Origin of the sequence: Labilibaculum euxinicum, assembly GCF_963678175.1 — a bacterium.
Taxonomy (GTDB): domain Bacteria; phylum Bacteroidota; class Bacteroidia; order Bacteroidales; family Marinifilaceae; genus Labilibaculum; species Labilibaculum euxinus.
The window spans coordinates 331,854-358,137 of the sequence record NZ_OY782756.1; the positions used below are offsets into that span (position 1 = coordinate 331,854).

Genomic DNA, 26,284 nt, shown 5'->3' on the forward strand with positions numbered 1-26,284 from the left:
CGAACTTAATTATATGGAGTGCCATTTCTTTGGAGATGGCACTTTTTTTATCCAATAAAGTGGATAAGAATACTTGAGATCACAAGAATATAAAACAAAAACTCTCCAATCCAAGAGTGTTTTTGAAATACAAAATAGTGGCTTGCAATGTAGGTTACCGGAATAATACTGATAAAGTACTGTTCAACACCTGCCCCTTTAAAAAACACAAAACTAAGAGCCGAAACAAGAAAGAAACTCAACAAAATAATAAAATATTTACGCGAACTAATTTTTTTCTCCTCATAAACATTCAGCATATACAAAGAAGAGAGAATAACCAAAAAGCCAAGTATTCCCCAGTATGAATATTGGAAAACTGATACAACCCCTAAACTATTTTTAGATGAAAAGAGATTCCTAATTGTATTTAAGAGTTCAGTCAAATTATCGTTCCAAATGTACCAGGCAACAACAAAAAAAACAGGAACAATAAAACCTGTTAATCCCGCCAGAATTTCTTTACCCCGCAAATATCCTAAAACCGCAAGAGCCATCCAAAACCAAAAGATATATACTCCTGCAAACAAATAGAACAAACTTGCCAAGCCTACTAAAAACCCGGCATCAAAAGAGTTGGATAGAGTTGCTGTTCCCTGATAAATTTTAAATACCCGATCTACAGAAAGAAATAGTAAAAATGCAGCAAATAATGAAGGATGCATACCTCCTAATGAGACAGTTCCCGTGGCAATAAGAGCAAATACGAATGCAGGCAAATCTGTTCGTTGCCGGATAAAAATATACTGCTCATTTAAGCGCACCATTCCGTAAGCGATCAATATTAAAAGCAGGCAGGCAATTAGATTTAGAACGAAATTATTACCTCCCGTAAGAAATAACAACAATTCATACAATGGCATTTGGTTCTGTCCAGCCGTCAAGGATTCCGAATGCAGTAACGTACCCATCCAAAGCAATACGATAACAACCGGCATTAATATCAGTAAAATAGAATGGCGTCCTTTAATTGTCTTTAAGAGCATGAATTTAAGCTTTTAGCGAACCAGAAGTGCAAAATAACAACTACCACTCAATTTTCAAATAAAAAAAAAGAGCAGTAGTTTTTATAAATCAATTACTTTAAATCGAAACCAATATCTTTTCTGTAATATTTCCCTTCAAAATTAATCAGTTCAGCATTTCTAAAGGATTTATTCAAGGCCGACTGCATCGTATCACCGTATGAGCTTACCGAAATAACACGCCCCCCGTTAGTTACAACATCATTACCCGAAAAAGTTGTTCCCGCATGAAACACAATACTTCCTTCTACCTCATCTAATTTAGTAATAGTTTTGCCTTTTTCATACGCTTCCGGGTAACCTCCCGCAACTAACATTACAGTAGTTACTGTTCTGTCATCCATCTCAAAAGGAGCTTTATCCAATTCCTGCTTCGAAACGGCTTCCATCAATTCCAGTAAATCTGATTTGATTCTCGGAATGATTACCTCTGTTTCCGGATCGCCCATTCTAACATTGTATTCAATTACATATGGATCTCCGCCAATATTCATCAATCCAATGAAAATAAAACCTTTGTAAGGAATATTATCTTTCTGAAGACCTTCAATTGTTGGTACAATCACGCGATCTTCTACTTTTTGCATGAAATCTGCAGTTGCAAAAGGAACCGGAGAAATTGCGCCCATACCACCTGTATTTAAACCGGTATCTCCTACTCCAATTCGCTTATAATCCTTTGCCTCGGCAAGTGTTTTATAGTTTTTGCCATCGGTTAAAACAAAAACCGACAACTCAATACCTGCCAAAAACTCTTCAATAACAACAGTACTGCTTGCGTCGCCAAACATTCCATCGATCATCTCTTTTAGAGATTGTTTTGCCTCCTCTAAATCAGAAATAATTAGAACACCTTTTCCTGCAGCAAGACCGTCTGCTTTTAATACGTATGGAGCTTTTAAGCTTTCCAGAAAAGTTAATCCTTCTTCTAAATTTTCAGAGGTGATACTTTTATATTTTGCGGTAGGAATATTATGTCGGAACATAAATTCCTTTGAAAAATCTTTACTTCCTTCTAATTGAGCACCTAATTTTTCCGGACCAATAACTGGAACACTCTTGATAGCCTCATCGGCAAGAAAGAAATCGTGAATTCCATTTACCAACGGGTCTTCCGGACCAACAACAACCATGTTAATTCCTTTTTCAAGAACAAAATCTTTTATTTTTGTAAAATCGTTAGGATTAATATCTATGTTTTCTGCAATTGCAGCAGTTCCGGCATTTCCCGGAGCAACATACAATTTTTCCAATTTTTCACTTTGAACAAATTTCCATGCAAATGCATGTTCACGGCCTCCGGAACCCAAAAGAAGTACTTTCATCTAATAGTATTAATTAGCAACCAATCCCAATTTGCTGTCTGCAAACGGGAATTATCAAATGGTTTTGGTTATAAAATGGTATTAATAGTTTGATCGAGAGCAAATTTACGTATTCAATTGCAGTTTACCTGATGGAAAAGAAATGTTTTTTTGATTTCTTATTGGCAAACATCAAACTCGTAACCCTGAAGCTTTAATTCATCGATCAGCCGGGGTACTGTAAAACACATATTCGCCTCCGATTTCTGATGATTGTGGAACGATATTATGGAGCCTGGACGAACCGTTTTAAGAACATCTTTCAAACACTCTTCGGGAGTTATATCCTTCCGGTAATCCCCACTCAAAACATCCCACATAACAATCTTATACTCTGGGAGTAAATGTTTTGCCTGAGATCTTTTTATTTGGCCGTAAGGAGGCCGAAATAATTTTGAATTAATTAAATCGGAAGCCATTATTACATTCTCAAGATATAGTTGTGTATCAACAGACCAACCTTTTAAGTGATTGTAAGTATGATTTCCAACGGCGTGACCTGAAGACAGAATTTTCTGAAATAGCTCAGGATATTTATGCACATTCTCGCCTACGCAAAAAAAAGTAGCTTTTACATTCTTCTCCTTCAACATATTCAATGTCCACAAAGTAGATTCCGGAACAGGTCCGTCATCAAATGTCAGATAAACTTTTTTTGCTCCCGAATTATATCGCCAAATAAAGTCCGGAAATAAGATTTTAAATATCCCCGGCGCTCTCATCCATCTCAACTTCATCATCCCTTTTTATAGCTTTCTAATAATCTTTTAAATTTCAATTCAATTTTCCGATTCAATTCCTTCTGATTGTACTGATTTGTAATGCGGTACAATTCCTGCAATAAAGCCAGATCCCTGCTCTTTAACCGAGGAAATTCCGAAGTAGAAACCGGAGTTAGAGTCATATAATAATCTAATTCCTGTACCAATCGATCTGATATGGTTTGAATCATCTGATTGCCTTTTTCATCCTCCGCTGCACGATAGTAGGACTGAGCCATAAGAATGGCTAAATAATCGAAGGGTACCTTCTCATTAGGCACCAATTCAACACATTTATCCAGTACCTGAACTGCAGAATCTCTTTTTCCCTCATCCAGTAAACTTTCTGACAACCGCAGAAAATTATTTCTCATGTTGGTGCACAAACGCGAAGTTGTTTCATCGATATAAACATCCGGATGGTTCATATTTCCCCATTTAAACTTATTCATCAGATTGGTATACATTACATCCGTATTTACACCCCCTATCTGCATTTCCTCATTTTCAAATTTGATCGGTACCAATCGATAAGCAAAACCTTCCAAACGAAAATAGTCTTCTAAGCCATAATATCCGCTCGACGGCACTGTTATGGAAAAATAAACAGGTCGTTTCCAATTGTTTTGCACCAGCATATCGTAAAGAATTAAACCACCTTTATCCACGTAGTTTGTTTTCACTTCCCATTCCATTTGATTCACAATTTTTGCAGAATCTTTTTCGGAAAGAGTATTGGTCTTTACTACTTGCTCCTTATCAATTACAAGGCGAAATTTATTTGCCGGAAAATGATCAATCCGCTCATCGTATCCGTATATTTTTTTGGTACTTTCCTTTTCACTCGCAACATATTCTATCGCGTCTTTCAGATCCAATCCTCCATTCTTCTCAACGTAAGCCTTCAAACGCGGATCATCAAGAACATAAACAACATCGCGCTTACCCGCCAGATATTTTTCTTTACTAAGAGAAATTGGTAAAGGATCGGAATCATAGTTCTTTTGTTTCATCTGATCGATGTACCAATCGGCGGTTAAATACATCAAATTACAAACGCGAACATCAGTTCTTACGCCTTCTACCTCCTGCAAATACCATAATGGAAAAGTATCGTTATCGCCCATTGTGAATAGTATCGCATTTGGGGCACACGAATTCAGATAATCGTAAGCCAAATCTCTTGCCACATATCGATCCGACCGATCATGATCGTCCCAATTTTGTTGCGCCAACAAAGCAGGAACTGCCAAAAGGCAAAGAGTGAATGCTGCAGGAATAGCGACCTTATCTTTTCGAAGCACTTTTTTAGAAACCTGCAGTACTGCAAGAAATCCCAAACCGATCCAAACAGCAAAGGCATAAAATGATCCCACATAGGCATAATCCCTTTCGCGAGGCTGCAATGGAGGCTGATTCAGATACACAACAATGGCTAATCCGGTTAATAAAAACAGCAAGAAAACGACAAAAAAGTCTTTCTTCCCGTTGGTACTTTTTTTGTACTGATAAAGTAATCCTGCCAAGCCCAACAAAAGCGGCAGAAAGTAATATTTATTATTCCCTTTATTATTGGTCATATGGTCTGGCCTCAGACTCTGATCTCCCAAACGATAATTATCTACGAATGGTATTCCGGAAATCCAGTTTCCATCAACAACACCACTATAGGATTGCCGGTCGGATTGACGACCGGAAAAATTCCACATAAAGTAGCGGATGTACATGTAATTAATCTGGTAATTAAAAAAGAAGTCCAGATTCTGCACAAAGCTCGGTTTTGTTTTCTGATCAGCCTTGAGTCCTGTCCACTTGGCATATTCTTCGGGGTTCCTACCTGTCATTCCCTTGGTATACATTCTAGGGAACACTGTTTTATAAGAACTGCTATAGTTTGGTTTCTTTGGCGTGTATGAAACTACATATTTCCCGTCTTTTTTAATGTAAACATCTTTGCCATCTACATAACTCTCCTTTTCATCATACGGAGCATTAAAATATTCGCCATACACCAAAGGATTATCGCCATACTGCTCTCTGTTTAAATAATAAAGTAAAGAAAACAGATCCTCAGGATTATTCTGATCCAAACCAGGATTTGCCGCCGAACGAATCATGATAAGCGAATAGGACGAATATCCAATTAGAACAACTGTTAGTGCAGTAAGCAATGTATTCAAGACCACTTTGCCATGAGAAATTGTATATCGAATACCGAATACAAGACCTGAAATCAGCAGAATAATAAATACATAAGCGCCTGAATTAAAAGGCAAACCAATTACATTTACAAAGAACAAATCAAAAACAAAAGCAAGTTTTACAACGCCTGGAATGATTACATACATTGCACCACCCAAAAGAAGCAAAGCAACACCCAAAGCTTTTAAAACTCCATTTCTGCTTGGTTCATACTTCTTAAAATAGTAAACCATTACAATGGCCGGAATTGCCAATAAATTCAGAAGATGAACTCCAATCGACAAACCCATAAGATAAGCAATCAAAATTAACCACCTGTTTGCATAAGCCTTGCCTTCTTCGTTTTCCCATTTTAAAACGCACCAGAAAACAACTGCAGTAAACAGTGAAGATGTAGCATAAACTTCTCCCTCAACAGCTGAAAACCAAAATGTATCGGTAAAAGCATAAGCCATGGCTCCAATAAATCCGCTGCCAATAATTGTCCATATCTGAGATTCTGATATTTTATCTCCTGCAACAATCAACTTTTTAGCCAAATGGGTGATTGTCCAGAATAAAAACAGAATGGTAAAAGCACTTGCCAAACCAGACATGGAATTTATCATGAGAGCAACATTTTCGGTACCCGAAGCAAACATAGAGAAAAAACGAGCCAACAGCAGAAAAAAAGGAGCTCCCGGAGCGTGTCCAATTTCTAATTTATAAGCAGAAGTTATAAATTCTCCGCAATCCCAAAAACTAACTGTAGGTTCAAGAGTTAAAAAATAGACAACAGCAGCTATTGCAAATGATATCCATCCGACAATAATATTTGTTTTTTGGTACTTACTCATATTATCAAAATAAAGGTTAGATTTTATGATACAGACAGCGAAGTTACCACTTTTGACAAAAAGAATTGATTTGTATTATGTGAAAAAATCTTAACAGACTTTCGATATTTCAAGATCAAGATAGTCGTCAGTATTCTTTTTTACAGATGAACGCTTTGCATTAGTTTGTAGAAAGAAGAATTACTTTGATTTAGGAAATCAAAAAAACGACATAAAAAATGGCTGTTTTTACACGAAGACAGCCATTTAAAGTTTATTATAAATCTTTTACTCCCCTGCAGCAGACTTAAAAAGCAGTTCGAATTTTAATTGTAAATCTTCCCTCAACTTAGTTTGCTCACCCATATCAGCTAAACCTAAAAGCATCTGCACAACCCGCACTTCACGCTCCTGTTCTGATCTAAAAGCATTGGCATGCTGAGGATCCAAACTTAAGAAATAATTCATTTTATCGTATGATTGTTGTGCCACTTCCAACAGTAAAGCATTTGCTTTATCTACTGCATTTGCTCTATAATACTCCTGAATAAATCCAATCAGCGTATTATCAACCGGTATTTTATTGGTTGGCAGTTCTTCCATACATCTATCCAAAATATCAATGGCTTTTTCTTTCTTTCCCTCGTCATTTAAAGCACTGGCCAATCGGCTGTAATTTGCTCTGAACGACATAATATTCACTGTCAAAATATGAAATTGATCAACATACACGTCCGGATCTTTTATCCCGCCAAAAGTGAATTTATTCATGTAATTATCATACAACAATTCTGTATTCACATGGCCAATACCATTTCGTTCCGGTTTTGTTTCAATTGGAACCAAACGATAAGCAGCACCTTCCAACTGAAAATATTTCTCTAAGCCAAGAAAGCTTTCAGTCCCCATTCCTACAGAAAAATAAACAGGGCGTTCCCAATTGTTATTTGCAATGATATCATAAACCATAATGTCATTTTTATACAAATAACTTCTCTTGATCTTCCACTCTAACTTGTCTACAATTAAATGAGCATCTTCGGGCTGAACAGTACCATTTGCAAGCACCTTAGCCGAATCAACAGGAATATAAACGTTTCTTCCAGGGAAATAATTAAGCTTTTTACCCGATTGGGTTTCTACTTTTGCGGCATCATTATCGCTTCCTACGAATTTTATCATTTCACTCAAAAGCTCTTGTCCTTTCAATCGCTCTACAACAGGAACCTGATCGCGAATACCTGGTTCAACTTTATCCGCAGTAAGCGACATAGGAATCAGATCTGAATCGTAGGCTTTTCGTCTCATCTGATTGATGTACCAATCGCCGGCAAGTAAACTCAAATTTACAATCCGGATATCTCTTCGAATCCCTTCCACTTCCTGCGCATACCAAAGCGGAAAGGTATCGTTATCGCCATAGGTAAATAAAATAGCATCAGGTGCACAAGAATTTAGATAATCTTTTGCATAGGCCAAAGTAGCATGTCTTCCCGAACGATCATGATCATCGAAATTCTGCTGAGCCAATAATCCGGGAACGGCAATTAAACAAACTGCAGTAACTGCTCCTGCGGTAACAACAGATGGTCCTTTTTTACTCAACCATTGATACAAACCCATTACCCCAAAACCTATCCAAATGGCAAACGCGTAGAATGAACCGGCATATGCATAATCACGTTCACGTGGTTGATAAGGTGATTGATTCAGGTAAACAACAATTGCCAAACCTGTAAAAATAAAAAGCAACATCACCACAAAGAAATCCTGTTTGCCTTTTTTGCTCGATTTATAATGATAAAACAAACCTATTAAACCAAGTATAAACGGTAAAAAGAAGTAAGTATTTCTTGACTTTTTATTTGCCATTTCAGGATATAACTTATCCTGATTTCCAATTTTCATTTCATCGATAAAAGGAATCCCCGAAATCCAGTTTCCATTCAGGATATCGCCATGCCCCTGAATATCGTTCTGACGGCCTACAAAATTCCACATGAAATACCGCCAATACATGTGATTTACCTGATAGGTCAAGAAAAACCTAAGATTTGATCCAAAACTTGGTTTGTAAAGAGTCTCATCGCCAACCTGAATTGGATTGTTCTTTTTTACATCTCCCCAGTATTCATATTCATGAACATGATTGGCCCGGGAACTATACATTCTTGGAAACAAGGTATTGAAACGTGAATCGAATTTATATTCCTGTTTGTGCGATGCAATAATATATTTATCCTTATTATTTTTATCCTTTTTTTGAATGTAAACAGGACTGGTTTCAATCAGGTCAACTGCAGGAGCATTGTAATACTCTCCGTACACAAGAGGTCTGTCGCCATATTGCTCCCGATTCAAATAGGAAAGCAAAGCAAATACGTTATCCGGATTATTTTCGTCCATTGGGGGATTAGCCGAAGAGCGGATCACGATCATGGCAAAAGAAGAATAGCCAATCATGATCACCACAAAAGCTGTTACAATCGTGTTCAAAACCACCATTCCACGTTTAATGGAGAAGTTGATCAACCAAACTACAAGAGCAATAAGCACTACCGCATAAAACATTACACCAGTGTTGTAAGGCAAACCAAATTGATTTACAAATAACAACTCGAACCACGATGCAATCGTAATTACACCAGGAATAACCCCATACATAACCACTCCCAAAATAAGAACCGAAAGTAAAAATGCTCCTATTATTCCATTTCGGGTAGGTGTATATTTTTTAAAATAGTAAACAAATATAATTGCAGGAATAGCCAAAAGATTCAGCAGGTGAACACCAATCGACAATCCCATTAAATACGCGATTAAAATAATCCATCGGTTTGCATACTTCTCATCCGCAACATTTTCCCATTTCAGAATTGCCCAAAAAACAACTGCCGTAAACAGTGATGACAAAGCATATACTTCCCCTTCAACAGCCGAAAACCAAAATGTATCAGAAAAAGTATAAGCAAGCGCTCCAACCATTCCCGTTCCCATCACGGCAATTAAATTTCCTTTTGAGATTTCACCATTAGTTGTTACCAGTTTTTTGGCAAGATGTGTAATTGTCCAAAACAAAAATAGAATTGTGAAAGCCGATGCTAAAGCTGACATGGAATTCACTAGCAGGGCTACCTGAGACGGATTGGGTGCAAAAAGAGAGAAAAACCTCGCCATAATCATGAACAAAGGTGCTCCCGGCGGATGTCCAACCTCTAATCCGTAGGCGGTAGTAATAAATTCTCCACAATCCCACAAACTGGCTGTAGGCTCAATAGTAAACAAGTAGGTAAGTGCAGCAATGACAAAAGCCATCCAGCCTAACACATTATTAACCACATTGTAATTAGATTTCATCTTGTGTGTATTTTTGTTTATTATATTCGATATGCAGGATAATATTTTGAACGAAAATAGTCAATTTTAACAGTTCCCCCGAATTCTATCTGAAAATTTTACACTTTTTGTTTGAGCAAATAAAAAAAGTATTACATTTGCAGAGTTCTTTGCAAAAAGGACGATTATGATTGTCCCGTGGTGTAATGGTAACACACCTGGTTTTGGTCCAGGCATTTAAGGTTCGAGTCCTTACGGGACAACAATAAAAAAGCTTCGAAATATTTCGAAGCTTTTTTTATTTTATCCTTCATGTTTATTTTTCAACAATCCTCTCAAACTTAAAGCTACCCGAAATTCCCTGATCATCTAAACTATCTCCCTCAATTGTTGTCTCATTAATCAACATGCCATCCCAGGAATCCAATTCGTAACAAATATCAAAATCGGAGTGAATAACATCATACTCTATAGCTTTTAGTTGAATTCGATTAAGATTTATCTCTCCTTCCAATTTTTCCTGGATCATGAACGTCTCCTCATCTTCCACATTTTCAGAAAAAATGATTTTACCACTCAATTTTCTCCCGTTTTGAGTCAATAAAAGCTCTCCTTTAGCACTTCCATAGCCATAATCTTCCTCGTAAAGCCACTTTCCTGTTAATGATTCTATTTTTTTTTGCTCCATCTTTTCTACCCTTTCAAATTGACAATCAGAATAATTACAAATATATAACAACAACAACGAATAAAAGTCTGCAATATTTTTGCATTTTTTGGTTTTGCCTAACAAATATTTCTACTATATTTGCACCGTCTTAGTCAGAAATGACTGAACGGGAATTGACCCGTGGTGTAATGGTAACACACCTGGTTTTGGTCCAGGCATTTAAGGTTCGAGTCCTTACGGGTCAACACAAGCTTCTGATTTCATCAGAAGCTTTTTTTATTTTATGACGAAATCAGTAAAATCCTGATTCGGCAAATTACAAATAAAAACATCCTTCACTTTAGCCCAATCAGGTCCCTTTTTACACCACTCACAGAACAATTCAACACCCAAATCTGTCCCAACAATTTCCGCATAAACCGTGCCATCCGGCTGATTTCGCACAAATCCCTTAACACCAAAACGCTTTGCAGCCTCCTTGGCATGATACCGAAATCCAACATTCTGTACCCTACCCGACACTTGTATGCTTACAGATTTCCATTCCATTTTGTTGCACTTTTAATGCAAGATAGAATTTTAAATGATGAATTTAGAATTAATAATTAAAACACTCCTCAGTCTATCATCTCCAGTAAAAAGGGAGAATTTCATTCTAAAATTTTAAGTCTTGCTTGATATTTCTACTTGGCCCCTTTTACTTTATCCTTAAACCTTGTTACTTTCTCCCCGGCACTTGGAACTTGATACTTGAAACATCTTTTTCTACTTTTGCCCCATGATCAATTATCACGAACCATTATTTAGACCGCCAAGCGAAGCTCATTCCCTAATTATTCAGGTTACATTAGGTTGTGCATGGAACAAATGTGCTTTTTGCGAAATGTACAGCAGTAAACAATTTCAAGCCCGTAAAGAGGAAGACATTTTTGCTGATATCCAAAGCATGTCTCCCTATTCAAACCATTACCGCAAGGTGTTTTTGGCAGATGGAAACGCGATGGTACTTTCTTTCGATAAGCTTTCGCGGATATTGGATCAGCTAAATACGACTTTCCCTCGACTAACCCGTGTTTCGGCCTACGCAATACCAAAAGACATAGAAGTAAAAACAGATAAAGAACTTCAAATTCTTGCTGAAAAAGGACTAAAACTACTTTATGTAGGTATAGAATCAGGAGATGATGAGCTTTTGAAGGCAATTGATAAAGGTGAAAATTTTGAAAGCACCTGTCATGCCCTGCAGCGTGCCCGAAAAGCAGGCATTAAACTTTCGGTAATGATCCTAAATGGTTTGGGTGGCAAAATCTTTTCTCAGCAACATGCCCTTAACTCGGCCAAACTTATCAACAAAATTCAACCTGAATTCCTTTCAACCCTTGTTCTCAGCTACCCTTACGGCGAAGATCATTTCATAAAAAAATTTAAAGGTGACTTTATTCCTCTCAATACCATCGAGCTGATTGCCGAAATGAAAGTCTTTATCGGGAACCTGGAATTAAGCCAGTCTATTTTTCGAAGCGATCATGCTTCCAATTATTTGATTCTGCGCGGAAACTTCCCCTGCGACAAACAAGAAATGCTGAATCGTATCAATGGTGTTTTGGACGATCCGGCCAACGCGCAGTTGAGACCGGAATGGATGAGGGGATTGTAGTTCTCTTCAATTTGCCTCGTAATCAGACTATAAAAAACCTAAGAGAATTAATAAAGCTTGTAGAAATCAATTTCGTTTTACTTATTCGTTCAGTAATATATTTTAAGGGAACTAAAAAGGTTTATAAATGCACACAGAAATACCTTATAAAACACTCTTGCTGTGTTTTATAAAAGAAAGAGTCGGCAATAATTCAAAGATTACTTTATCACCATATAATTCTTCTTATTCTGCAATCTGCCCCAGTCTTTAGTATTCATCGACTGAATCATTTTTGTAGTTAAATCAACCACAACAAAATCCTCATCTCTCGAGAAAGAAAATAACTCTTTAATCATTCTTAAAATCTTCATAATCCAAGTATTATCATTTTTCTGATAACATAAAATTAAGAGGATTAAAGGACAAAATCAAGACCATTCAGGGCAATTTAATAATTACGTAATATGAGTTTCTAATAACGTATTTTCAGTTCACACTTACGTAATGTGAAATTACAATCTGATTCATTTTACTAATCTTTAAACTCTACGGTATCAAAAAAGAGATTCTTTTTATCAACTAAAAACTGCTTCATTCTTGAAGGACCGCCAATAGCGATCTGATAAATAAACTTTCCACGAAAGAAAAATCGTTTGTAGTAGGTATACTCATGCTCACCAACCAATTGTGTATAAACAATTTCCTTCCCTAACATTTTCTGATACGCTACGGAATTTTCCGAAATTAAAATCGCATTTCCGGTTACCAAACTCCCCTCTTTCATTTCCTGATAATATTCCGAGGGATCGGAATAAGTAAAATCCAAACCTACCTCTGAAAAATCGGAAGCTACAACACCAAAAACCGTTGCCGCATCTTTATAACTGAAAACCTCAATCTTTATTCCATTTAACTCCTTATTTTGAACAACTGGTTTTTCAGGCAATTCGAAGCTAATCTTCGATTTTTCCGATCCCGATTTCACCCAATCGCCTTGCGCGAATACTGCTGGTGAAACAAGAATAAACAACACTAGTAAAGCAAATATTTTTCTCATTTTATACATTTTAAGCCAATTTTAGAATACTAGTTTTATGAAAAAAATCAATTAATTCCCGGTAATTCTATCCCTTTTATGGTTCGGTACAAATCCAAAGCAAAAACATCTGTCATTCCTGAAATAAAATCCAAAACAGACATAATTTTCCCGTAGTCTGATTCGCCGTTCAAATTATACTGCTCAGGAATTAATGACAGCAGGTTCTTGGAATAAAAATTTTCGGGTTCCAAAACGGCAGTAACAAACTCATCGAGCAAAGTTCCTAAAATTTTGTAGCCGGCAAGTTCTATTTCCACAACCGAACGATGACGATAGATTCGTGAAACAGCAACCTGAGTGCATTTTTTATAGGCAAACAACGAAATTTCATTGATCTCTTTAATTAGACTTGATTGAAATTTACCTTCCATTATTAATTCATAATGATCAACAAACACACCTACACATTCCGAAATTAATTTCCCAATAACTCCTGCACGTATGTATGCAATTTGCTCATTAATATCGGTAACCTCCTTACAAGTTTCATCAATTCGGTTCAGAATAGTTTTGTCCTTGTCCGGATGGTAAAAACTCAACAACAAATCCTTTGTTTCTTCGGTGCTTAGTATCTTCAGCTTATGAGCATCTTCAATATCCATAATTTGATAGCAAATATCATCAGCAGCCTCAACCAAGTAAACCAATGGGAAACGGGCAAATATTCCTGATGACAATTCAGGAATCCCCAGTTCTTGGGCAATCACAAGGTAATCTGCCTTTTCAGCTTGAAAAAAACCATATTTTTTTTTCTTTACTACCTCAATCTTATTACTTTCCCAGGGATATTTAACAATAGATGCAATACTCGAATAAGTTAATGCAAAACCACCCTTTCGTCTTCCGTGAAATGCATGGGTTAACAATCGCAAAGCATTTGCATTTCCTTCAAAGTTGATCAAATCATGCCACTCATTCTGAGTAAATCTATCTTGCAAATTTTTCCCTTTCCCATCCGAAAAGAAATGAGATAATGCCTTCTCTCCCGAGTGCCCAAATGGTGGATTGCCCAAATCATGAGCCAAACACGCTCCGGCAACAATACTCCCAATTTCTTTAATTAAATGAGATTCATCAACCAAATCAAGCTGAATAAGCTTGTCGGCAAGCGCATTCCCCAATGATCGTCCTACGCTGGAAACCTCAAGGCTGTGAGTTAAACGGTTGTGTACAAAAATACTTCCAGGTAACGGAAATACCTGTGTTTTATTCTGTAAGCGACGAAAAGGGGATGAAAATATTAATCGATCATAATCGCGCTGAAACTGAGATCTGATATCTTTCTGCTGAACAGAAGAAAATTGGTCTTCCTGACCAAACCTTTTTGCTGATAGTAAGCTATTCCACTTCATTTTTTCAATTTATAGAACCTAAAATTACACTAATATTTGGCTTTGCTCTTATCCCTTGGTATTTATTCACATTTATTAAGACAACTCACACTAAATTACTCACATAATACCAAAATTACCGTACATTATCGTACACTCAATGTAATATAAGTGGACACAAAACACAAATCTCCACAAACCATTTTACATGTAAAAATCTAAATATCAGCACAATTAACCCTATGGCACACCAATTGATAAACTAACAATAATTTGGGGTGAATATTTTCTTTGGTTATTTTATCGATTAAAACAAGACATTATCAGTTATAAATGCTGGTTTGTCGATAGGTAAACATGTTTGTCTAATTTTGTTTGCAATAAAATGTAATAACATTAATATTGTATACAGATTTATTTTTAATACCAACAGCTATTATGATTCGATTACAAAACATTCACAAATCGTATATTACCGGTACTAATAAACTTCACGTTTTAAAGGGGATTGATTTGCATATAAAAGAAGGCGAATTAGTTTCAATAATGGGATCGTCCGGGTCAGGTAAATCTACGCTTCTTAATATACTTGGTCTTTTAGACAATCATGATGAAGGAGTATACATTTTGAATAATCAAGAAATAAAATCCATGAGCGAAACAAAAGCTGCTAAGCTTCGAAACAATCTACTCGGTTTTGTATTCCAGTCCTTTAATCTGATCTCTTTTAAAAATGCCATGGAAAATGTGGCACTTCCATTGTATTACCAGAAGGTTGCCAGAAAAAAGAGGAATAAAACAGCTTTGGAATATCTGGATAAAATGGGACTAAAAGATTGGGCTGAACACATGCCAAATGAGCTTTCAGGTGGTCAGAAGCAAAGAGTTGCAATAGCCCGGTCAATAATCACACAACCAAAAATTATTTTAGCAGATGAACCAACTGGTGCATTAGATTCTGCAACCTCCGTTGAAGTGATGAATCTTTTAAAAGAAATTAATCAATCCGGAATCACAGTTATTATCGTAACACACGAAAATGATATCGCCCATATGACAGATCGGATTATTAATCTAAAAGATGGTAGAATCGAATCCATTATTGAGAATAATAAAATCAATAGTAAGGAAACTATCAGAATTCCTCAGGAATAACCAAACTATCTAAACCTAAACGCCTAGAATAAAGCTATGTTCGACAGAGATAAATGGCAAGAAATATTTAGTACCATTAGTAAAAATAAAACCAGAACCGTTCTGACCGGTTTTTCGGTAGCAACAGGAATTTTCATGTTGATTTTTCTTTTGGGTGCAGGACGAGGTCTTAGAAATGGAATGACTTCAGTTTTTGCACAAGATGCAACCAACAGCATGCAAATATATGGTGGCAGAACAACCAAAGCATACAAAGGAACTCCCGAAGGAAAACGAATTCAAATGGTTAATGAAGACTATCTTGGGTTTAAAAAATCAATTGAAAAATTGGATGTAATTTCTGCAATGTCTTACATTCCCGGAGCTGAAATAATATCCTATAAAAACAATTACGGAAATTTTAATGTGTCTCCTGTTCATGAAACTTATAAAGAGATTAAAAATTTCGAAATACTTGAAGGACGATTTTTAAATGAAAAGGATATTAAGGAAAACCGAAAAGTTGTTGCCATTCAGGATGTTGTTAAGGAGGTTCTCTTCCCTAAAGAAACGGCAATCAATAAATTAATTAATATCAACAACATCAAATTTAAGGTAGTTGGTGTTTTTAATCAGCCAAGTTTCGATGATAATTCCAGAGAAATTTACATCCCGATTACTGTTGCTCAAAATATTTTTAACAACAACGATCACCTTCAAAGAATATCTTTTACACTAAACGATATTTCTGTAGATGAGAGTAAAAAAGTTGAGCAATTTATTACTTACCAAATGGCTAAACGACATGAATTTAGTCCAGAAGATAAGAATGCTCTTTGGATACAGAACAACATCGAAAATTCTCAGCAATTTGCGGGTCTTTTTAGCGCAATTGAAATGTTTGTATGGATTATTGGAATTTTCACTATTGCATTAGGAGTAATTGGTGTTTTTAATATTATGATGATTGTTGTTAAGGAAAGAACCAAGGAAATCGGAATTCGAAAAGCAATTGGAGCCTCTCCAAGCTCCGTAGTTGGACTGATATTAATGGAGGCAATATTTATAACAGCAGCCTCGGGATATGTCGGACTAATTGCCGGGGTAGGCTTACTCGAAGTAATCACCAAATTTGATCTTATCAACAAAATATACCCACCTGCAGCAATTTACTTTTTAAATCCACAAGTTGATTTAGGAATAGCTATAGGTGCAACCATTGTTTTGGTTGTAACCGGTGCTCTTGCGGGTTTTTTCCCGGCAAGAAAAGCCGCTTCAATCAGACCCATTGAAGCTTTAAGAGACGAATAATAAACCAGACTAATAAACGATCAGCTAATGTTCGATTTGGATAAATGGCAGGAAATTACTGCCGCACTAAAAAAGAATAAACTACGGACCATACTTACCGGTCTCGGGGTAATGTTTGGAATCTTAATTCTGGTAACCTTACTGGGTATTGGAAGAGGTTTTCAAAATAATATACAATCCTCATTAGGTAATTTCGCAACAAATTCAACAGTTTTTTGGGTAGAAAAAACTACCAAAGCTTATAAAGGTTTGCCACGAAACAGATCGTATCAGTTTACCAATGATGATTTGGAAGTACTTAAAAGATCGATACCTGAGCTACAGGATATTGCCCCTGATATAAATGGATGGAGCGGAAATGCCACCAACAATACATTTCGGGAAGATAAAAAAGGAAATTTCAGAATCAAAGGGACTTCACCTGAAATGAACAATGTAAACCCGGTTGAAGTTACTGCCGGTCGTTTTATCAATCAGAATGATTTAAAAGAATTTCGAAAGGTAATTACGATTGGACCAAGAGTTCAGGAACTAATGTTCGAAAAAGATGAAGATCCAATTGGTCAGTACCTTAAAGTAAATGGAATTTATTTTAGAATTATTGGTACAATTAAACCATTAAGTCGAAATATGGGAATGCGCGATGACGTTCTTCAAATGCCATTTACCACCCTGCAGCAATTGTATAACCAAGGAGACAAATTCCGTGTATTCTTAGCAACGGCTAAGGTTGGAGAATCTGTTGCCGACTTGGAAGACAAAATATTTGAGATTCTGGCCAGAAGGCATTCCATTCATCCTGATGACAGACAAGCCATTGGTAATTTTAATATTGCTAAGATGTTCAACAAAATATTCGGCCTTTTTAACAGCATTGGATTCTTATTTTGGGTGATAGGCTTTGGAGTTCTTCTAACCGGTATTATTGGAGTTAGCAATATTATGCATGTAGTTGTAAAAGAAAGAACAAAAGAATTAGGAATTAAACGTGCCATTGGTGCACGTCCTCGTGAAGTTGTTGGTCAAATCATAAATGAAGCCGTTTTCCTCACCACCTTTGCGGGATTCTGGGGACTGGTTTTAGGTGTTTTAATTGTTGAAGGAATCGGTAAAATGACAGAAGGTGATCCTAACCCGCAGATTTTAAATCCTTATGTTGATATAAATGTTGCATTTATAGCACTCGGTGTTTTGGTTTTATTTGGTGTTTTGGCTGGGTTGCTTCCAGCACAAAGAGCCATCAGAATTAAACCCGTAGATGCATTGAGATACGAATAAAAAAATAATTCATAATCCGAAAATAATACTAGTCATGAAAAAAGTTTTTAGAATTGTATTGGTTGTATTTTTTATCTTCCTTTTTGTAGGAACCATTGTATTCCTATATCAAAAGTCGCAGGATAAACCTGTGGTTTACAACACAAAATCACCTGAAATAACAGATATTATTAAAAAGACGGTTGCAACCGGATCTGTTGTACCAAGGAAAGAAATCGCAATTAAACCTCAGGGAGTTTCCGGAATTATTGAAACTTTATATGTTGAGGCCGGGGATATGCTTAAAAAAGGTGATCCTATTGCTAAAATAAAGATCATTCCTGATATGATTAATTTGAATAGTGCTGAATCGAGAGTAAAAATTGCACAAATTAATTACGAGGATAAAGAAATTAACTATCAGCGGGATAAAGCTTTGTTTGAAAAGAAAGTAATATCAGAATCTGATTTCCAAAAAACACAATTGTCTTTCCGAAATTCTAAGGAAGAGTTACAATCAGCAAAAGATAATCTGCAGTTGATTAAAGAAGGTGTAACCAAAAGTTCTGCAAAAGCTACCAATACCATTATTCGTTCAACAATTGAAGGAATGATACTTGATATTCCGGTAAAAGAAGGAAATTCAGTAATTCAAAGCAATACTTTTAATGATGGAACCACAGTTGCTATTGTTGCTGACATGGGCGAAATGATTTTCCAAGGTAAAGTTGATGAAACAGAAGTTGGAAAAATTGTTCAGGGAATGAACCTTGAATTAACAATTGGTGCAATTGAAGATGTGAAGTTTGACGCTCATCTGGAATACATATCTCCAAAAGGTGTGGAAGAGAATGGTGCCATTCAATTCGAAATAAAAGCCTCTGTTAAGCTTAAAAAAGACTTCTTTATTCGCTCGGGATACAGTGCTAATGCTGAAATTGTACTTGATAAAAGAGAAAAAGTATTGGCTGTAAACGAAAGTCTTTTAGAGTTTAAAAATGATTCAACTTTTGTAGAGGTAGAAACTTCTGAGCAAAAGTTCGAAAAGAGATTTATTAAAACTGGTCTTTCGGATGGTATCAACATTGAAGTTTTAGAAGGCATTACAAAAGACGATAAGCTTAAAGGAGAAAAAAGGAAAAAAATTGAAGAAATAAAAGAGAAGAAAGACTAGGAAAAATTTCCATTGCGGTGGAAAGATTAAATAAGCATCTTTAATTTGTCATTATTAAATTAATGACGGAAGAACTAGTTTTGTCGGATCAAAAAAATACATACACACATGAAAAAAATATTATTACTTGTCCTTGCTTTTGCCTTTTCCTTTTCTGGTATTTATGCTCAGGAATTATGGAATCTGGAAAAATGCATAACACATGCAAAGGAACATAACATCAACCTTAAGTTACAAAAACTGGATGCTGACGTTCAGGCAAACAATACCAGACAATCAAAATTGGATCTTTTACCAGACTTAAATGGTAATACAGGATACAACTTTAACTATGGACGTTCGCTAAGCGCTGACAATACCTATGTAAACGAAAACAGTCAAACTGGTTCTCTTGGCCTTTCCTCCAGAGTTACTCTATTCAGTGGTTTTCAAAAATGGAATTCAGTTAAACAAAACGAATTGGATCTTAAAGCAAATTTGCAGGATGTTGAAAAAGCAAAAGAAGATTTAGCACTAAATATCACATCTTACTATTTGGATATTTTATTTAAAAAAGAACTTCTTCAAGTTGCCCAGGAACAACTAAAAGTTACTGAGCTTCAGATTAAAAGAACAGAAGTTTTGGTAGAAGCAGGAACTTTACCAAAAGGAACTTTGATGGAACAAAAAGCTCAGGCTGCACGCGAAGATCTTGCTGTAGTTAACGCACAAAATTCTCTTGATATCGCTTTGCTCGATTTGGCTCAGTTATTGGACTTAGAAGACACGAAAAATTTTGATATCCAGACACCTGAACTACCTGTTTTAAATGCAACCAAATCAATGGTTGATCCTGAATCAGTTTTTATTAATGCATTAACCTTCCGTCCGGAAATGAAAGCGGCACAATACCGTTTGGAAAGCTCTGAGAAAGGTTTGATTATTGCTAAAGGTCAACGTACTCCAACTTTATCAATGTCAGGATCATGGAATTCGGGTTATCGCAGAAATCAACCTGAATATGGATTCGCCACAGACGGAAGCCCTATTATTATCAGAAAAGAAATGAAATTGAACGATCAATTAAGATTGTTTGAATCTAAAAGCTTTGGTTTCAATTTAAGCATTCCAATTTTTAACGGAGGTAGTGTTAATCGAAACATTAGCAACGCAAAAGTAAATATCGACCGTTCTAAATTGAATATGGAGAACTCTAAAAACGCACTGAGAAAGGATATTCAACAAGCACATGCCAATGCAAAGGCTGCCATGAAAAAGTTTTTCTCTAGTGAAACAGCAGTTTCTTCAACCGAAGAAGCCTTCCGTTATACTGAAGAGAAATTCAACTTAGGTTTGGTAAATTCAGTTGATTACAATCAGGAAAAAAACAATCTTTTCAAATCTAAATCGGATTTACTGCAAGCGAAATACGAATACATATTCCGCACCAAAATTCTTGATTTCTATAATGGAATCGAAATAAATTTATAATCAAGTTTCAAATTCAAAAAAACTCTCAGCCCATTTTGGGTTGAGAGTTTTTTTTATCAAGTAAGTGTTTCCTTCTAGTTATTTGTCTTAGTAATAGAACTGTTTTAAAACCATATCATTTCCCCATTTTAATAAATTTGGATAGTGCATTGGTCATATTATTTGAACTGTTATCGTTCACAATTAGTATTTTATCCTTTATTTTGCATTGATTTTAAATTTTATCAAATGGCATTACTATTACATATAGAAACATCAACAGCGGTTTGTTCTGTTGCATTAGGGAAAGATGGTGATTTACTGGCTCTTAAAGAAACGAAAGAAGGAATGAAACACGCAACTCACCTAACCGTTTTTATTCAAAACATTTTAAAGGAGAATAATTTAACTCCAACCGATTTAGACGGTGTTGTTATTAGTATGGGCCCTGGATCGTATACTGGCTTACGTATTGGTGTATCAACAGCCAAAGGGATTTGTTACGGAGCTAACCTGCCTCTAATCTCAATAAATACTTTGCAGGCAATGACAAAGCCATTACTTGAGAATAAAGAAATTACGTCTCTATTGACTAATCCTGAAAAAGCCTATTACTGTCCGATGATTGATGCAAGAAGAATGGAAGTTTACACTGCCTTTTTCAATTGCAAAAATGAATTGGCCGGAGATATTTCTGCTGATATTATTGATGAAAACTCCTACTCGAAAGAACTTTCGGAAAGAGAAATTATTTTCTTTGGTGATGGCTCTTCAAAGTGCAAAGAAGTAATCAAAAGTAAAAATGGCATCTTTCTTGATAATGTAACACCATCGGCAGTAGGAATGATAGAACTGGCTGAAATAAAATTTCAGAATCAGGAATTTGAAGATGTAGCTTATTTTGAACCCTTTTATCTGAAAGATTTTGTTGCAACTACTCCTAAAAAGAATATCTTTAATTAAGAATCAACAATAATCCATATGTATAAATTATCTCTTAGCATTCTTCTAATTTTTCTAAGCCATACACTTTTACTGGCCGATTCACCTATTAAGAATACCGAAAAGGGGGAAAATCTAAGATATGTTATACATTATGGAATTATTCGAGGAGGAAAAGCAAGCCTAAAAATCAGACGTGAAAAAATAGATGGCAAAGATCTGTATCATGCAACTCTAACTGGGAAAACCATCGGATTATTCAATTCGCTGTATAAAGTAAAAGATACATACGAGAGTTTTATTAATACAGAAACCCTGTTGCCGGTAAAAGCAATTAGAGATATTCGCGAAGGAAATTACAAAAGATATACTGAAATTGTTTTTAACCGGGAAAAGAATGAAGTGAACTCAACACGTTCCGGAATTCATAAAGTACCAGCAGGAACACATGATATTTTATCGGCTTTTTACTTTGCAAGAGCCAATCATTTCAATTCAAATTTAAAAGTTGGAGAAGTAGTCAAGATTCAAACTCACTTCTCTGATGAATTGTTTCTTCTTCAATTCCGATTCATGGGATATGAAACAATTAACAGCAAAATTGGAGATGTGAACTGTTATAAGTTCATACCAATTGTTGCAACAGGCAGAGCATTTAAAGATGAAGATGATATGACTATCTGGATATCTGCTGATGCAAACCGGATTCCGGTCCGCGTACAATTCGATCTTTTTATTGGTTCATTGCGTTGCGATTTGATGAATTTTTCAGATTTCTCCTATGACTCACTATTGGATAACGACTAATTTTTTGCCATTTCCAAGGTATCTATTTCAAACAAAGCCTTATAATATTTCAGAATATTAATTGTTTACCCTATTTTTGCAAAACTCAAAAGAAAACGAAACTTTTCTTTTCTTAGAAATGATTATTAAAATTTAATATTATATCATGGCATCTACTACAGATTTTAAAAATGGAATGTGTATCCACTATAAAGGAGATTTATATACCATTGTTCAATTCCAACACGTAAAACCAGGTAAAGGTCCTGCCTTTGTTAGAACAAAACTTAAAAATGTTAAAACAGGTAAAGTTATTGACAATACTTTTAACTCTGGTGTGAAAATTGACATAGCCCGTATTGAAAGACGCCCTCATCAATTCCTTTATAAAGATGATATGGGATATAATTTGATGCATACAGAAACATACGAACAAATTGTTTTACCTGAAGAATTGTTTAACGCAGCTGACCTTTTAAAAGAAGGTGAAATGGTTGAGGCGGTTTTCCACGCCGACACAGAAACGCCATTGTATGTTGATCTTCCTGCTCATGTTGTTATGGAAGTTACTTACACAGAACCTGGTTTAAGAGGCGATAGTTCATCGACCTCATCGCTAAAAGCAGCAACTGTAGAAAGTGGTGCTACCATAATGGTACCTTTATTTATCAACACAGGCGATTTAATTAAAATTGACACGCGCGATCACTCTTATTCAGAGCGTGTAAAAGCATAATTCCTATAAACTCATCATCAAAAAAGGATTCTTTATGGAATCCTTTTTTTTTTTCATATTTCCGATTGGCTGATGATTTGATATTTATTAAATTAGCATGGAACATAAACCCCCCTATCGTGATCAAGCAACAATCTGTTAACAGCAAATTTAAGCTAAACCTAATCCTTAAAATTACTCAGGCAATTAATGAAAACTTATCAATTGATGAGCTTTTGCAGCAGTATAAGAATATTTTATTTAATGATCTTAAGATTGGGAAAATTGCGGTTTATATATTTAGTTCTCACTGGGAAAAATTATTGATATCCGGTATTTCAAAAGAATGCATTGATAAGATCAAAATTGGAAAACACTTAAGCAGTATTTCTGAAATCACATATATCTCGCGTGATTTACCCGAAGTACTCTGGTCTTTTGATTTTATTATTCCGGTTATCCACAAAAATTCGGTTCTTGCATACATCCTAATTGGTGATATTGATGAAGAAATGGAAGGGATGAGCCCGGCAATCAAACACCTTAGCTTTATACAAACCATTTCCAATATTATTATTGTGGCAATGGAGAACAAACGCCTGTACAAACAATTATTGATTCAGGAAGCTTTTAAGAAGGAAATGGAATTGGCTTCAAAAATCCAAAGCCTTCTAATACCCAATCAAAGCTCTTTACCTCAAAATCAATATATTTCTACCTGCGGATATTATCAGCCACACTTTGAAATTGGCGGCGATTATTATGATTTTATCAACTTTAACGATCAGGAATTGGGATTTTGCATTGGCGATGTTTCAGGAAAAGGAATCCCGGCAGCCCTAATCATGTCTAATTTTCAAGCTACATTGCGGGCGCTTTTCCGGCCTGAAACACCGCTGGATGAACTCATGATTCAATTGAACCAAAAAGTATGCGACAACTCAAGCAGTGAGAAATTCCTGACCTTTTTTGTTGGGATTTACAATTACACCACAAGAAAATTAAAATATGTGAATGCCAGTCATCACCCTCCTCTTCTTTATAATTTTGAAAATGGAGAAACTACCTCACTAAAAAAAGGATGTATTGGTTTGGGTATGCTTAATGAAATTCCAGCCATATCAATTGGAGAAATTACAATTAATGAGCATTCAAAGCTGCTTTGCTATACCGATGGATTAATAGAACTGGAAAGAGATGATCAAATGGAAGTAGGCGTTCAGTTCCTAACCAAAACGTTCGCAACACAAAAAAATATTTCAGATACCTTTGCAGATCTGATACATCACATTGACATCGGAAAAAAGAATAAGGCCGTAATAGATGATATCTCATTGTTCGGCATTGAATTCAAAACAACACAAATGTAAAAAGGACCGGCATTAGCCGGTCCTTTTTACATTTAAATAAGATTTCCTTATTGTATTTCGAAAGCGATATCTTTTGAGACTGATTTTCCAGCAGTATCTTTAACTGTTACAGAAAACTTATAAGCTCCAGGCTTAGCATTATCAGGAGTTGCTATATTAAAACTAATTACTTTTGATACTCCGGAAATAGCAGGTACTGCATTGCCAGCAGCATCAGTATCTGAAAGGCTATTAAAACTAAACTCTTCAACAGTTTTTGCAGACTTAACTCCAGTATACGATACAGTTACAGTATAAGATGCTAATGCAACATTATCCGTGGCAGTAAAGTTGACACTTAAATTTGAACCTGCTGTAACTACTGTGCTTGTTGTTGGGCTAGCAATTGTAACTGTAGGATCAACAGTATCTTCTTTGTCATCACCACCACTACTGCCACAACTCATCATACCTATTGAGAAAAGAACGATAAGGGCATACTTTAAGAATTTCATATAATCTGATTTTAGTTTGTGATTTAGTTTTATCTAATAAAAATAGTTGATAGCTAGCAAACTAGCAAGCAACTACAAGGAAATAATTCTTTTTACCTTTTTGAACCAAAAAATATTTATCTGCAATTAAATGTTCTTTTGTAATTAACATCTCCGGATTATCAACTTTTTCCTTATTAATACTGATTGCATTGCCTTTAAAAAGTCTTCTTAATTCTCCTTTCGATGGAAATACATCTGTTTTAACAGCCAATAATTCCAAAACATCAATGCCATTGTCAAATTCAGACTTACTAACAGAAAATTGAGGTACTCCTTCAAAAACTGATAAGAATGTCTCTTCATCCAATTTTTTCAAAACATCAGCTGTGGCTTTTCCAAATAAAATTTGAGATGCTTCAACTGCTGTATTGTAATCTTCTTCGGAGTGAATCATGATAGTTACCTCTTTAGCCAACCTCTGTTGCAATTTTCTCATATGAGGAGCTTCCTGATGTTCTTCTATCAGAGCAAAAATTTCTTCTTTCGGAAGAAGTGTGAATATTTTAAGGTATTTCGCGGCATCTTCATCAGAGGTATTCAACCAAAACTGGTAGAATTTATAAGGCGAAGTACGTTTAGGATCTAACCAAATATTTCCTGATTCTGTTTTTCCGAACTTTCCACCATCTGCTTTAGTAATCAGCGGACAAGTTATCGCAAAAGCAGTACCACTTTCTTTTCGGCGAATTAATTCTGTTCCGGTAGTAATGTTTCCCCACTGATCGGAACCACCCATTTGCAATTTGCAGTTCTTAGTTCGGTAAAGTTCCAAAAAGTCGGTTCCCTGCACTAATTGGTAAGTAAATTCGGTAAAAGACATTCCTGCTTTAGAATCAGCACTTAATCTTTTCTTTACAGAATCCTTACTCATCATATAGTTCACAGTAAGGTGTTTGCCAATATCACGAATAAAATCAAGAAAGGTAAAGTCCTTCATCCAATCGTAATTGTTCACCATTTCGGCAGCATTTGCGGCATCTGAATCAAAATCCATGAACTTGGAAAGCTGCGCACGCAAACATTCCTGATTGTGACGAAGAGTTTTTTCATCCAGTAGATTTCTTTCCTGAGATTTCCCTGAAGGATCTCCGATCATGCCGGTTGCTCCACCTACCAATACAATTGGCTTGTGCCCTGATACCTGAAAATGTTTTAACATCATTACACCAACAAGGTGTCCGATGTGCAGTGAATCTGCCGTAGGATCAATTCCTACATAAGCTGATGTTAGTTCTTTTGCAAGTTGTTCTTCTATTCCAGGCATCATATCGTGAATCATGCCCCGCCACTGGAGTTCCTCTATAAAATTCATTTGTTCTGTATTTAATT

At 35.7% G+C, this 26,284-nt stretch carries 22 protein-coding genes and 2 tRNA genes; 12 read left to right on the plus strand and 12 right to left on the minus strand.

Annotated features, from left to right (window positions below):
• Positions 1-47: 47 nt before the first annotated feature.
• The 5 genes from ACY0M5_RS01505 to ACY0M5_RS01525 all read right to left on the minus strand — a co-directional run bounded on the left by ACY0M5_RS01505 (position 48) and on the right by ACY0M5_RS01525 (position 9,563).
• Entirely contained in the window at positions 48-1,025 is a 978-nt protein-coding gene (locus tag ACY0M5_RS01505) for a DUF6427 family protein (RefSeq protein WP_124993542.1), read from the minus strand.
• A gap of 92 nt (positions 1,026-1,117) precedes the next feature.
• Positions 1,118-2,389 (minus strand): phosphoribosylamine--glycine ligase, encoded by a 1,272-nt coding sequence (gene purD, locus ACY0M5_RS01510; protein ID WP_461630582.1) that lies wholly within the window; start codon positions 2,387-2,389, stop codon positions 1,118-1,120.
• 158 nt (positions 2,390-2,547) lie between these two features.
• Positions 2,548-3,168 carry a polysaccharide deacetylase family protein gene (locus tag ACY0M5_RS01515; RefSeq protein ID WP_461630583.1) on the minus strand — a complete coding sequence of 207 codons (621 nt, stop codon included), beginning with the start codon at positions 3,166-3,168 and terminating at the stop codon, positions 2,548-2,550.
• Positions 3,165-6,227, minus strand: a complete 3,063-nt coding sequence (locus tag ACY0M5_RS01520; protein WP_461630584.1) for a glycosyltransferase family 117 protein — start codon at positions 6,225-6,227, stop codon at positions 3,165-3,167. Before ACY0M5_RS01520 ends, ACY0M5_RS01515 begins: the two co-directional genes overlap by 4 nt.
• A 267-nt stretch (positions 6,228-6,494) precedes the next feature.
• Positions 6,495-9,563: a glycosyltransferase family 117 protein gene (locus tag ACY0M5_RS01525; protein WP_461630585.1), complete on the minus strand. Its 3,069-nt coding sequence runs from the start codon at positions 9,561-9,563 to the stop codon at positions 6,495-6,497.
• 171 nt (positions 9,564-9,734) lie between these two features.
• Here ACY0M5_RS01525 and ACY0M5_RS01530 point away from each other — a divergent pair.
• Positions 9,735-9,805 (plus strand) — tRNA-Gln (locus ACY0M5_RS01530).
• A 53-nt stretch (positions 9,806-9,858) separates the two neighbouring features.
• Here the strand turns inward: ACY0M5_RS01530 and ACY0M5_RS01535 are convergent.
• The gene (locus tag ACY0M5_RS01535) at positions 9,859-10,230 is read right to left on the minus strand and encodes a hypothetical protein (protein WP_101310255.1); all 372 of its coding nucleotides are present in this window, start codon (positions 10,228-10,230) and stop codon (positions 9,859-9,861) included.
• Positions 10,231-10,386: 156 nt separating this feature from the next.
• On the opposite strand from ACY0M5_RS01535, the gene ACY0M5_RS01540 reads away from it, so the two are divergent.
• Positions 10,387-10,457 (plus strand) — tRNA-Gln (locus tag ACY0M5_RS01540).
• 31 nt (positions 10,458-10,488) lie between these two features.
• Here the strand turns inward: ACY0M5_RS01540 and ACY0M5_RS01545 are convergent.
• Positions 10,489-10,761, minus strand: a complete 273-nt coding sequence (locus tag ACY0M5_RS01545; protein WP_156195486.1) for an acylphosphatase — start codon at positions 10,759-10,761, stop codon at positions 10,489-10,491.
• 229 nt (positions 10,762-10,990) lie between these two features.
• On the opposite strand from ACY0M5_RS01545, the gene ACY0M5_RS01550 reads away from it, so the two are divergent.
• Positions 10,991-11,869: a radical SAM protein gene (locus ACY0M5_RS01550; RefSeq protein ID WP_461630586.1), complete on the plus strand. Its 879-nt coding sequence runs from the start codon at positions 10,991-10,993 to the stop codon at positions 11,867-11,869.
• A 200-nt stretch (positions 11,870-12,069) separates the two neighbouring features.
• Here ACY0M5_RS01550 and ACY0M5_RS01555 read toward each other — a convergent pair whose 3' ends face one another.
• The 3 genes from ACY0M5_RS01555 to ACY0M5_RS01565 all read right to left on the minus strand — a co-directional run bounded on the left by ACY0M5_RS01555 (position 12,070) and on the right by ACY0M5_RS01565 (position 14,302).
• On the minus strand, positions 12,070-12,222 hold the full coding sequence (locus ACY0M5_RS01555) for a hypothetical protein (protein WP_156195472.1): 153 nt from the start codon (positions 12,220-12,222) through the stop codon (positions 12,070-12,072).
• A gap of 161 nt (positions 12,223-12,383) precedes the next feature.
• Positions 12,384-12,908 (minus strand): hypothetical protein, encoded by a 525-nt coding sequence (locus ACY0M5_RS01560; protein WP_461630587.1) that lies wholly within the window; start codon positions 12,906-12,908, stop codon positions 12,384-12,386.
• A gap of 47 nt (positions 12,909-12,955) precedes the next feature.
• On the minus strand, positions 12,956-14,302 hold the full coding sequence (locus ACY0M5_RS01565; protein ID WP_461630588.1) for a deoxyguanosinetriphosphate triphosphohydrolase: 1,347 nt from the start codon (positions 14,300-14,302) through the stop codon (positions 12,956-12,958).
• A gap of 417 nt (positions 14,303-14,719) precedes the next feature.
• Here ACY0M5_RS01565 and ACY0M5_RS01570 point away from each other — a divergent pair, with 417 nt between their 5' ends.
• The 9 genes from ACY0M5_RS01570 to ACY0M5_RS01610 all read left to right on the plus strand — a co-directional run bounded on the left by ACY0M5_RS01570 (position 14,720) and on the right by ACY0M5_RS01610 (position 24,419).
• Entirely contained in the window at positions 14,720-15,436 is a 717-nt protein-coding gene (locus tag ACY0M5_RS01570) for an ABC transporter ATP-binding protein (RefSeq protein ID WP_461630589.1), read from the plus strand.
• 36 nt (positions 15,437-15,472) lie between these two features.
• On the plus strand, positions 15,473-16,726 hold the full coding sequence (locus ACY0M5_RS01575; protein WP_101310261.1) for an ABC transporter permease: 1,254 nt from the start codon (positions 15,473-15,475) through the stop codon (positions 16,724-16,726).
• A 27-nt stretch (positions 16,727-16,753) separates the two neighbouring features.
• On the plus strand, positions 16,754-18,004 hold the full coding sequence (locus ACY0M5_RS01580) for an ABC transporter permease (RefSeq protein ID WP_124993552.1): 1,251 nt from the start codon (positions 16,754-16,756) through the stop codon (positions 18,002-18,004).
• Between the two features lie 34 nt (positions 18,005-18,038).
• Positions 18,039-19,157 carry an efflux RND transporter periplasmic adaptor subunit gene (locus ACY0M5_RS01585; RefSeq protein ID WP_124993553.1) on the plus strand — a complete coding sequence of 373 codons (1,119 nt, stop codon included), beginning with the start codon at positions 18,039-18,041 and terminating at the stop codon, positions 19,155-19,157.
• A 108-nt stretch (positions 19,158-19,265) separates the two neighbouring features.
• Entirely contained in the window at positions 19,266-20,627 is a 1,362-nt protein-coding gene (locus ACY0M5_RS01590) for a TolC family protein (RefSeq protein WP_124993554.1), read from the plus strand.
• 228 nt (positions 20,628-20,855) lie between these two features.
• Positions 20,856-21,569: a tRNA (adenosine(37)-N6)-threonylcarbamoyltransferase complex dimerization subunit type 1 TsaB gene (tsaB, locus tag ACY0M5_RS01595; RefSeq protein ID WP_124993555.1), complete on the plus strand. Its 714-nt coding sequence runs from the start codon at positions 20,856-20,858 to the stop codon at positions 21,567-21,569.
• An 18-nt stretch (positions 21,570-21,587) separates the two neighbouring features.
• Complete coding sequence (locus ACY0M5_RS01600; protein ID WP_156195464.1) at positions 21,588-22,355, plus strand: DUF3108 domain-containing protein; 768 nt, start codon at positions 21,588-21,590, stop codon at positions 22,353-22,355.
• A gap of 145 nt (positions 22,356-22,500) precedes the next feature.
• Complete coding sequence (efp, locus tag ACY0M5_RS01605) at positions 22,501-23,070, plus strand: elongation factor P (RefSeq protein ID WP_101310267.1); 570 nt, start codon at positions 22,501-22,503, stop codon at positions 23,068-23,070.
• A 119-nt stretch (positions 23,071-23,189) separates the two neighbouring features.
• Positions 23,190-24,419, plus strand: a complete 1,230-nt coding sequence (locus tag ACY0M5_RS01610) for a PP2C family protein-serine/threonine phosphatase (protein ID WP_461630590.1) — start codon at positions 23,190-23,192, stop codon at positions 24,417-24,419.
• A gap of 47 nt (positions 24,420-24,466) precedes the next feature.
• On the opposite strand, the gene ACY0M5_RS01615 is transcribed toward ACY0M5_RS01610, so the two are convergent.
• Together ACY0M5_RS01615 and tyrS are read right to left on the minus strand one after the other, a co-directional pair.
• Positions 24,467-24,913, minus strand: coding sequence for a DUF4625 domain-containing protein (locus ACY0M5_RS01615; RefSeq protein WP_124993558.1), 447 nt, complete (start codon positions 24,911-24,913; stop codon positions 24,467-24,469).
• 61 nt (positions 24,914-24,974) lie between these two features.
• Positions 24,975-26,267 carry a tyrosine--tRNA ligase gene (gene tyrS, locus ACY0M5_RS01620; RefSeq protein WP_124993559.1) on the minus strand — a complete coding sequence of 431 codons (1,293 nt, stop codon included), beginning with the start codon at positions 26,265-26,267 and terminating at the stop codon, positions 24,975-24,977.
• Positions 26,268-26,284: the final 17 nt, after the last annotated feature.

What these genes read in the sequence shown, in the direction of transcription:
- ACY0M5_RS01505 (WP_124993542.1), bottom strand. Translation starts at nt 1,025, where the DNA reads ATGCTCTTAAAGACAATTAAAGGACGCCATTCTATTTTACTGATATTA.
- purD (WP_461630582.1), bottom strand. Translation starts at nt 2,389, where the DNA reads ATGAAAGTACTTCTTTTGGGTTCCGGAGGCCGTGAACATGCATTTGCA.
- ACY0M5_RS01515 (WP_461630583.1), bottom strand. Translation starts at nt 3,168, where the DNA reads ATGATGAAGTTGAGATGGATGAGAGCGCCGGGGATATTTAAAATCTTA.
- ACY0M5_RS01520 (WP_461630584.1), bottom strand. Translation starts at nt 6,227, where the DNA reads ATGAGTAAGTACCAAAAAACAAATATTATTGTCGGATGGATATCATTT.
- ACY0M5_RS01525 (WP_461630585.1), bottom strand. Translation starts at nt 9,563, where the DNA reads ATGAAATCTAATTACAATGTGGTTAATAATGTGTTAGGCTGGATGGCT.
- ACY0M5_RS01535 (WP_101310255.1), bottom strand. Translation starts at nt 10,230, where the DNA reads ATGGAGCAAAAAAAAATAGAATCATTAACAGGAAAGTGGCTTTACGAG.
- ACY0M5_RS01545 (WP_156195486.1), bottom strand. Translation starts at nt 10,761, where the DNA reads ATGGAATGGAAATCTGTAAGCATACAAGTGTCGGGTAGGGTACAGAAT.
- ACY0M5_RS01550 (WP_461630586.1), top strand. Translation starts at nt 10,991, where the DNA reads ATGATCAATTATCACGAACCATTATTTAGACCGCCAAGCGAAGCTCAT.
- ACY0M5_RS01555 (WP_156195472.1), bottom strand. Translation starts at nt 12,222, where the DNA reads ATGAAGATTTTAAGAATGATTAAAGAGTTATTTTCTTTCTCGAGAGAT.
- ACY0M5_RS01560 (WP_461630587.1), bottom strand. Translation starts at nt 12,908, where the DNA reads ATGAGAAAAATATTTGCTTTACTAGTGTTGTTTATTCTTGTTTCACCA.
- ACY0M5_RS01565 (WP_461630588.1), bottom strand. Translation starts at nt 14,302, where the DNA reads ATGAAGTGGAATAGCTTACTATCAGCAAAAAGGTTTGGTCAGGAAGAC.
- ACY0M5_RS01570 (WP_461630589.1), top strand. Translation starts at nt 14,720, where the DNA reads ATGATTCGATTACAAAACATTCACAAATCGTATATTACCGGTACTAAT.
- ACY0M5_RS01575 (WP_101310261.1), top strand. Translation starts at nt 15,473, where the DNA reads ATGTTCGACAGAGATAAATGGCAAGAAATATTTAGTACCATTAGTAAA.
- ACY0M5_RS01580 (WP_124993552.1), top strand. Translation starts at nt 16,754, where the DNA reads ATGTTCGATTTGGATAAATGGCAGGAAATTACTGCCGCACTAAAAAAG.
- ACY0M5_RS01585 (WP_124993553.1), top strand. Translation starts at nt 18,039, where the DNA reads ATGAAAAAAGTTTTTAGAATTGTATTGGTTGTATTTTTTATCTTCCTT.
- ACY0M5_RS01590 (WP_124993554.1), top strand. Translation starts at nt 19,266, where the DNA reads ATGAAAAAAATATTATTACTTGTCCTTGCTTTTGCCTTTTCCTTTTCT.
- tsaB (WP_124993555.1), top strand. Translation starts at nt 20,856, where the DNA reads ATGGCATTACTATTACATATAGAAACATCAACAGCGGTTTGTTCTGTT.
- ACY0M5_RS01600 (WP_156195464.1), top strand. Translation starts at nt 21,588, where the DNA reads ATGTATAAATTATCTCTTAGCATTCTTCTAATTTTTCTAAGCCATACA.
- efp (WP_101310267.1), top strand. Translation starts at nt 22,501, where the DNA reads ATGGCATCTACTACAGATTTTAAAAATGGAATGTGTATCCACTATAAA.
- ACY0M5_RS01615 (WP_124993558.1), bottom strand. Translation starts at nt 24,913, where the DNA reads ATGAAATTCTTAAAGTATGCCCTTATCGTTCTTTTCTCAATAGGTATG.
- tyrS (WP_124993559.1), bottom strand. Translation starts at nt 26,267, where the DNA reads ATGAATTTTATAGAGGAACTCCAGTGGCGGGGCATGATTCACGATATG.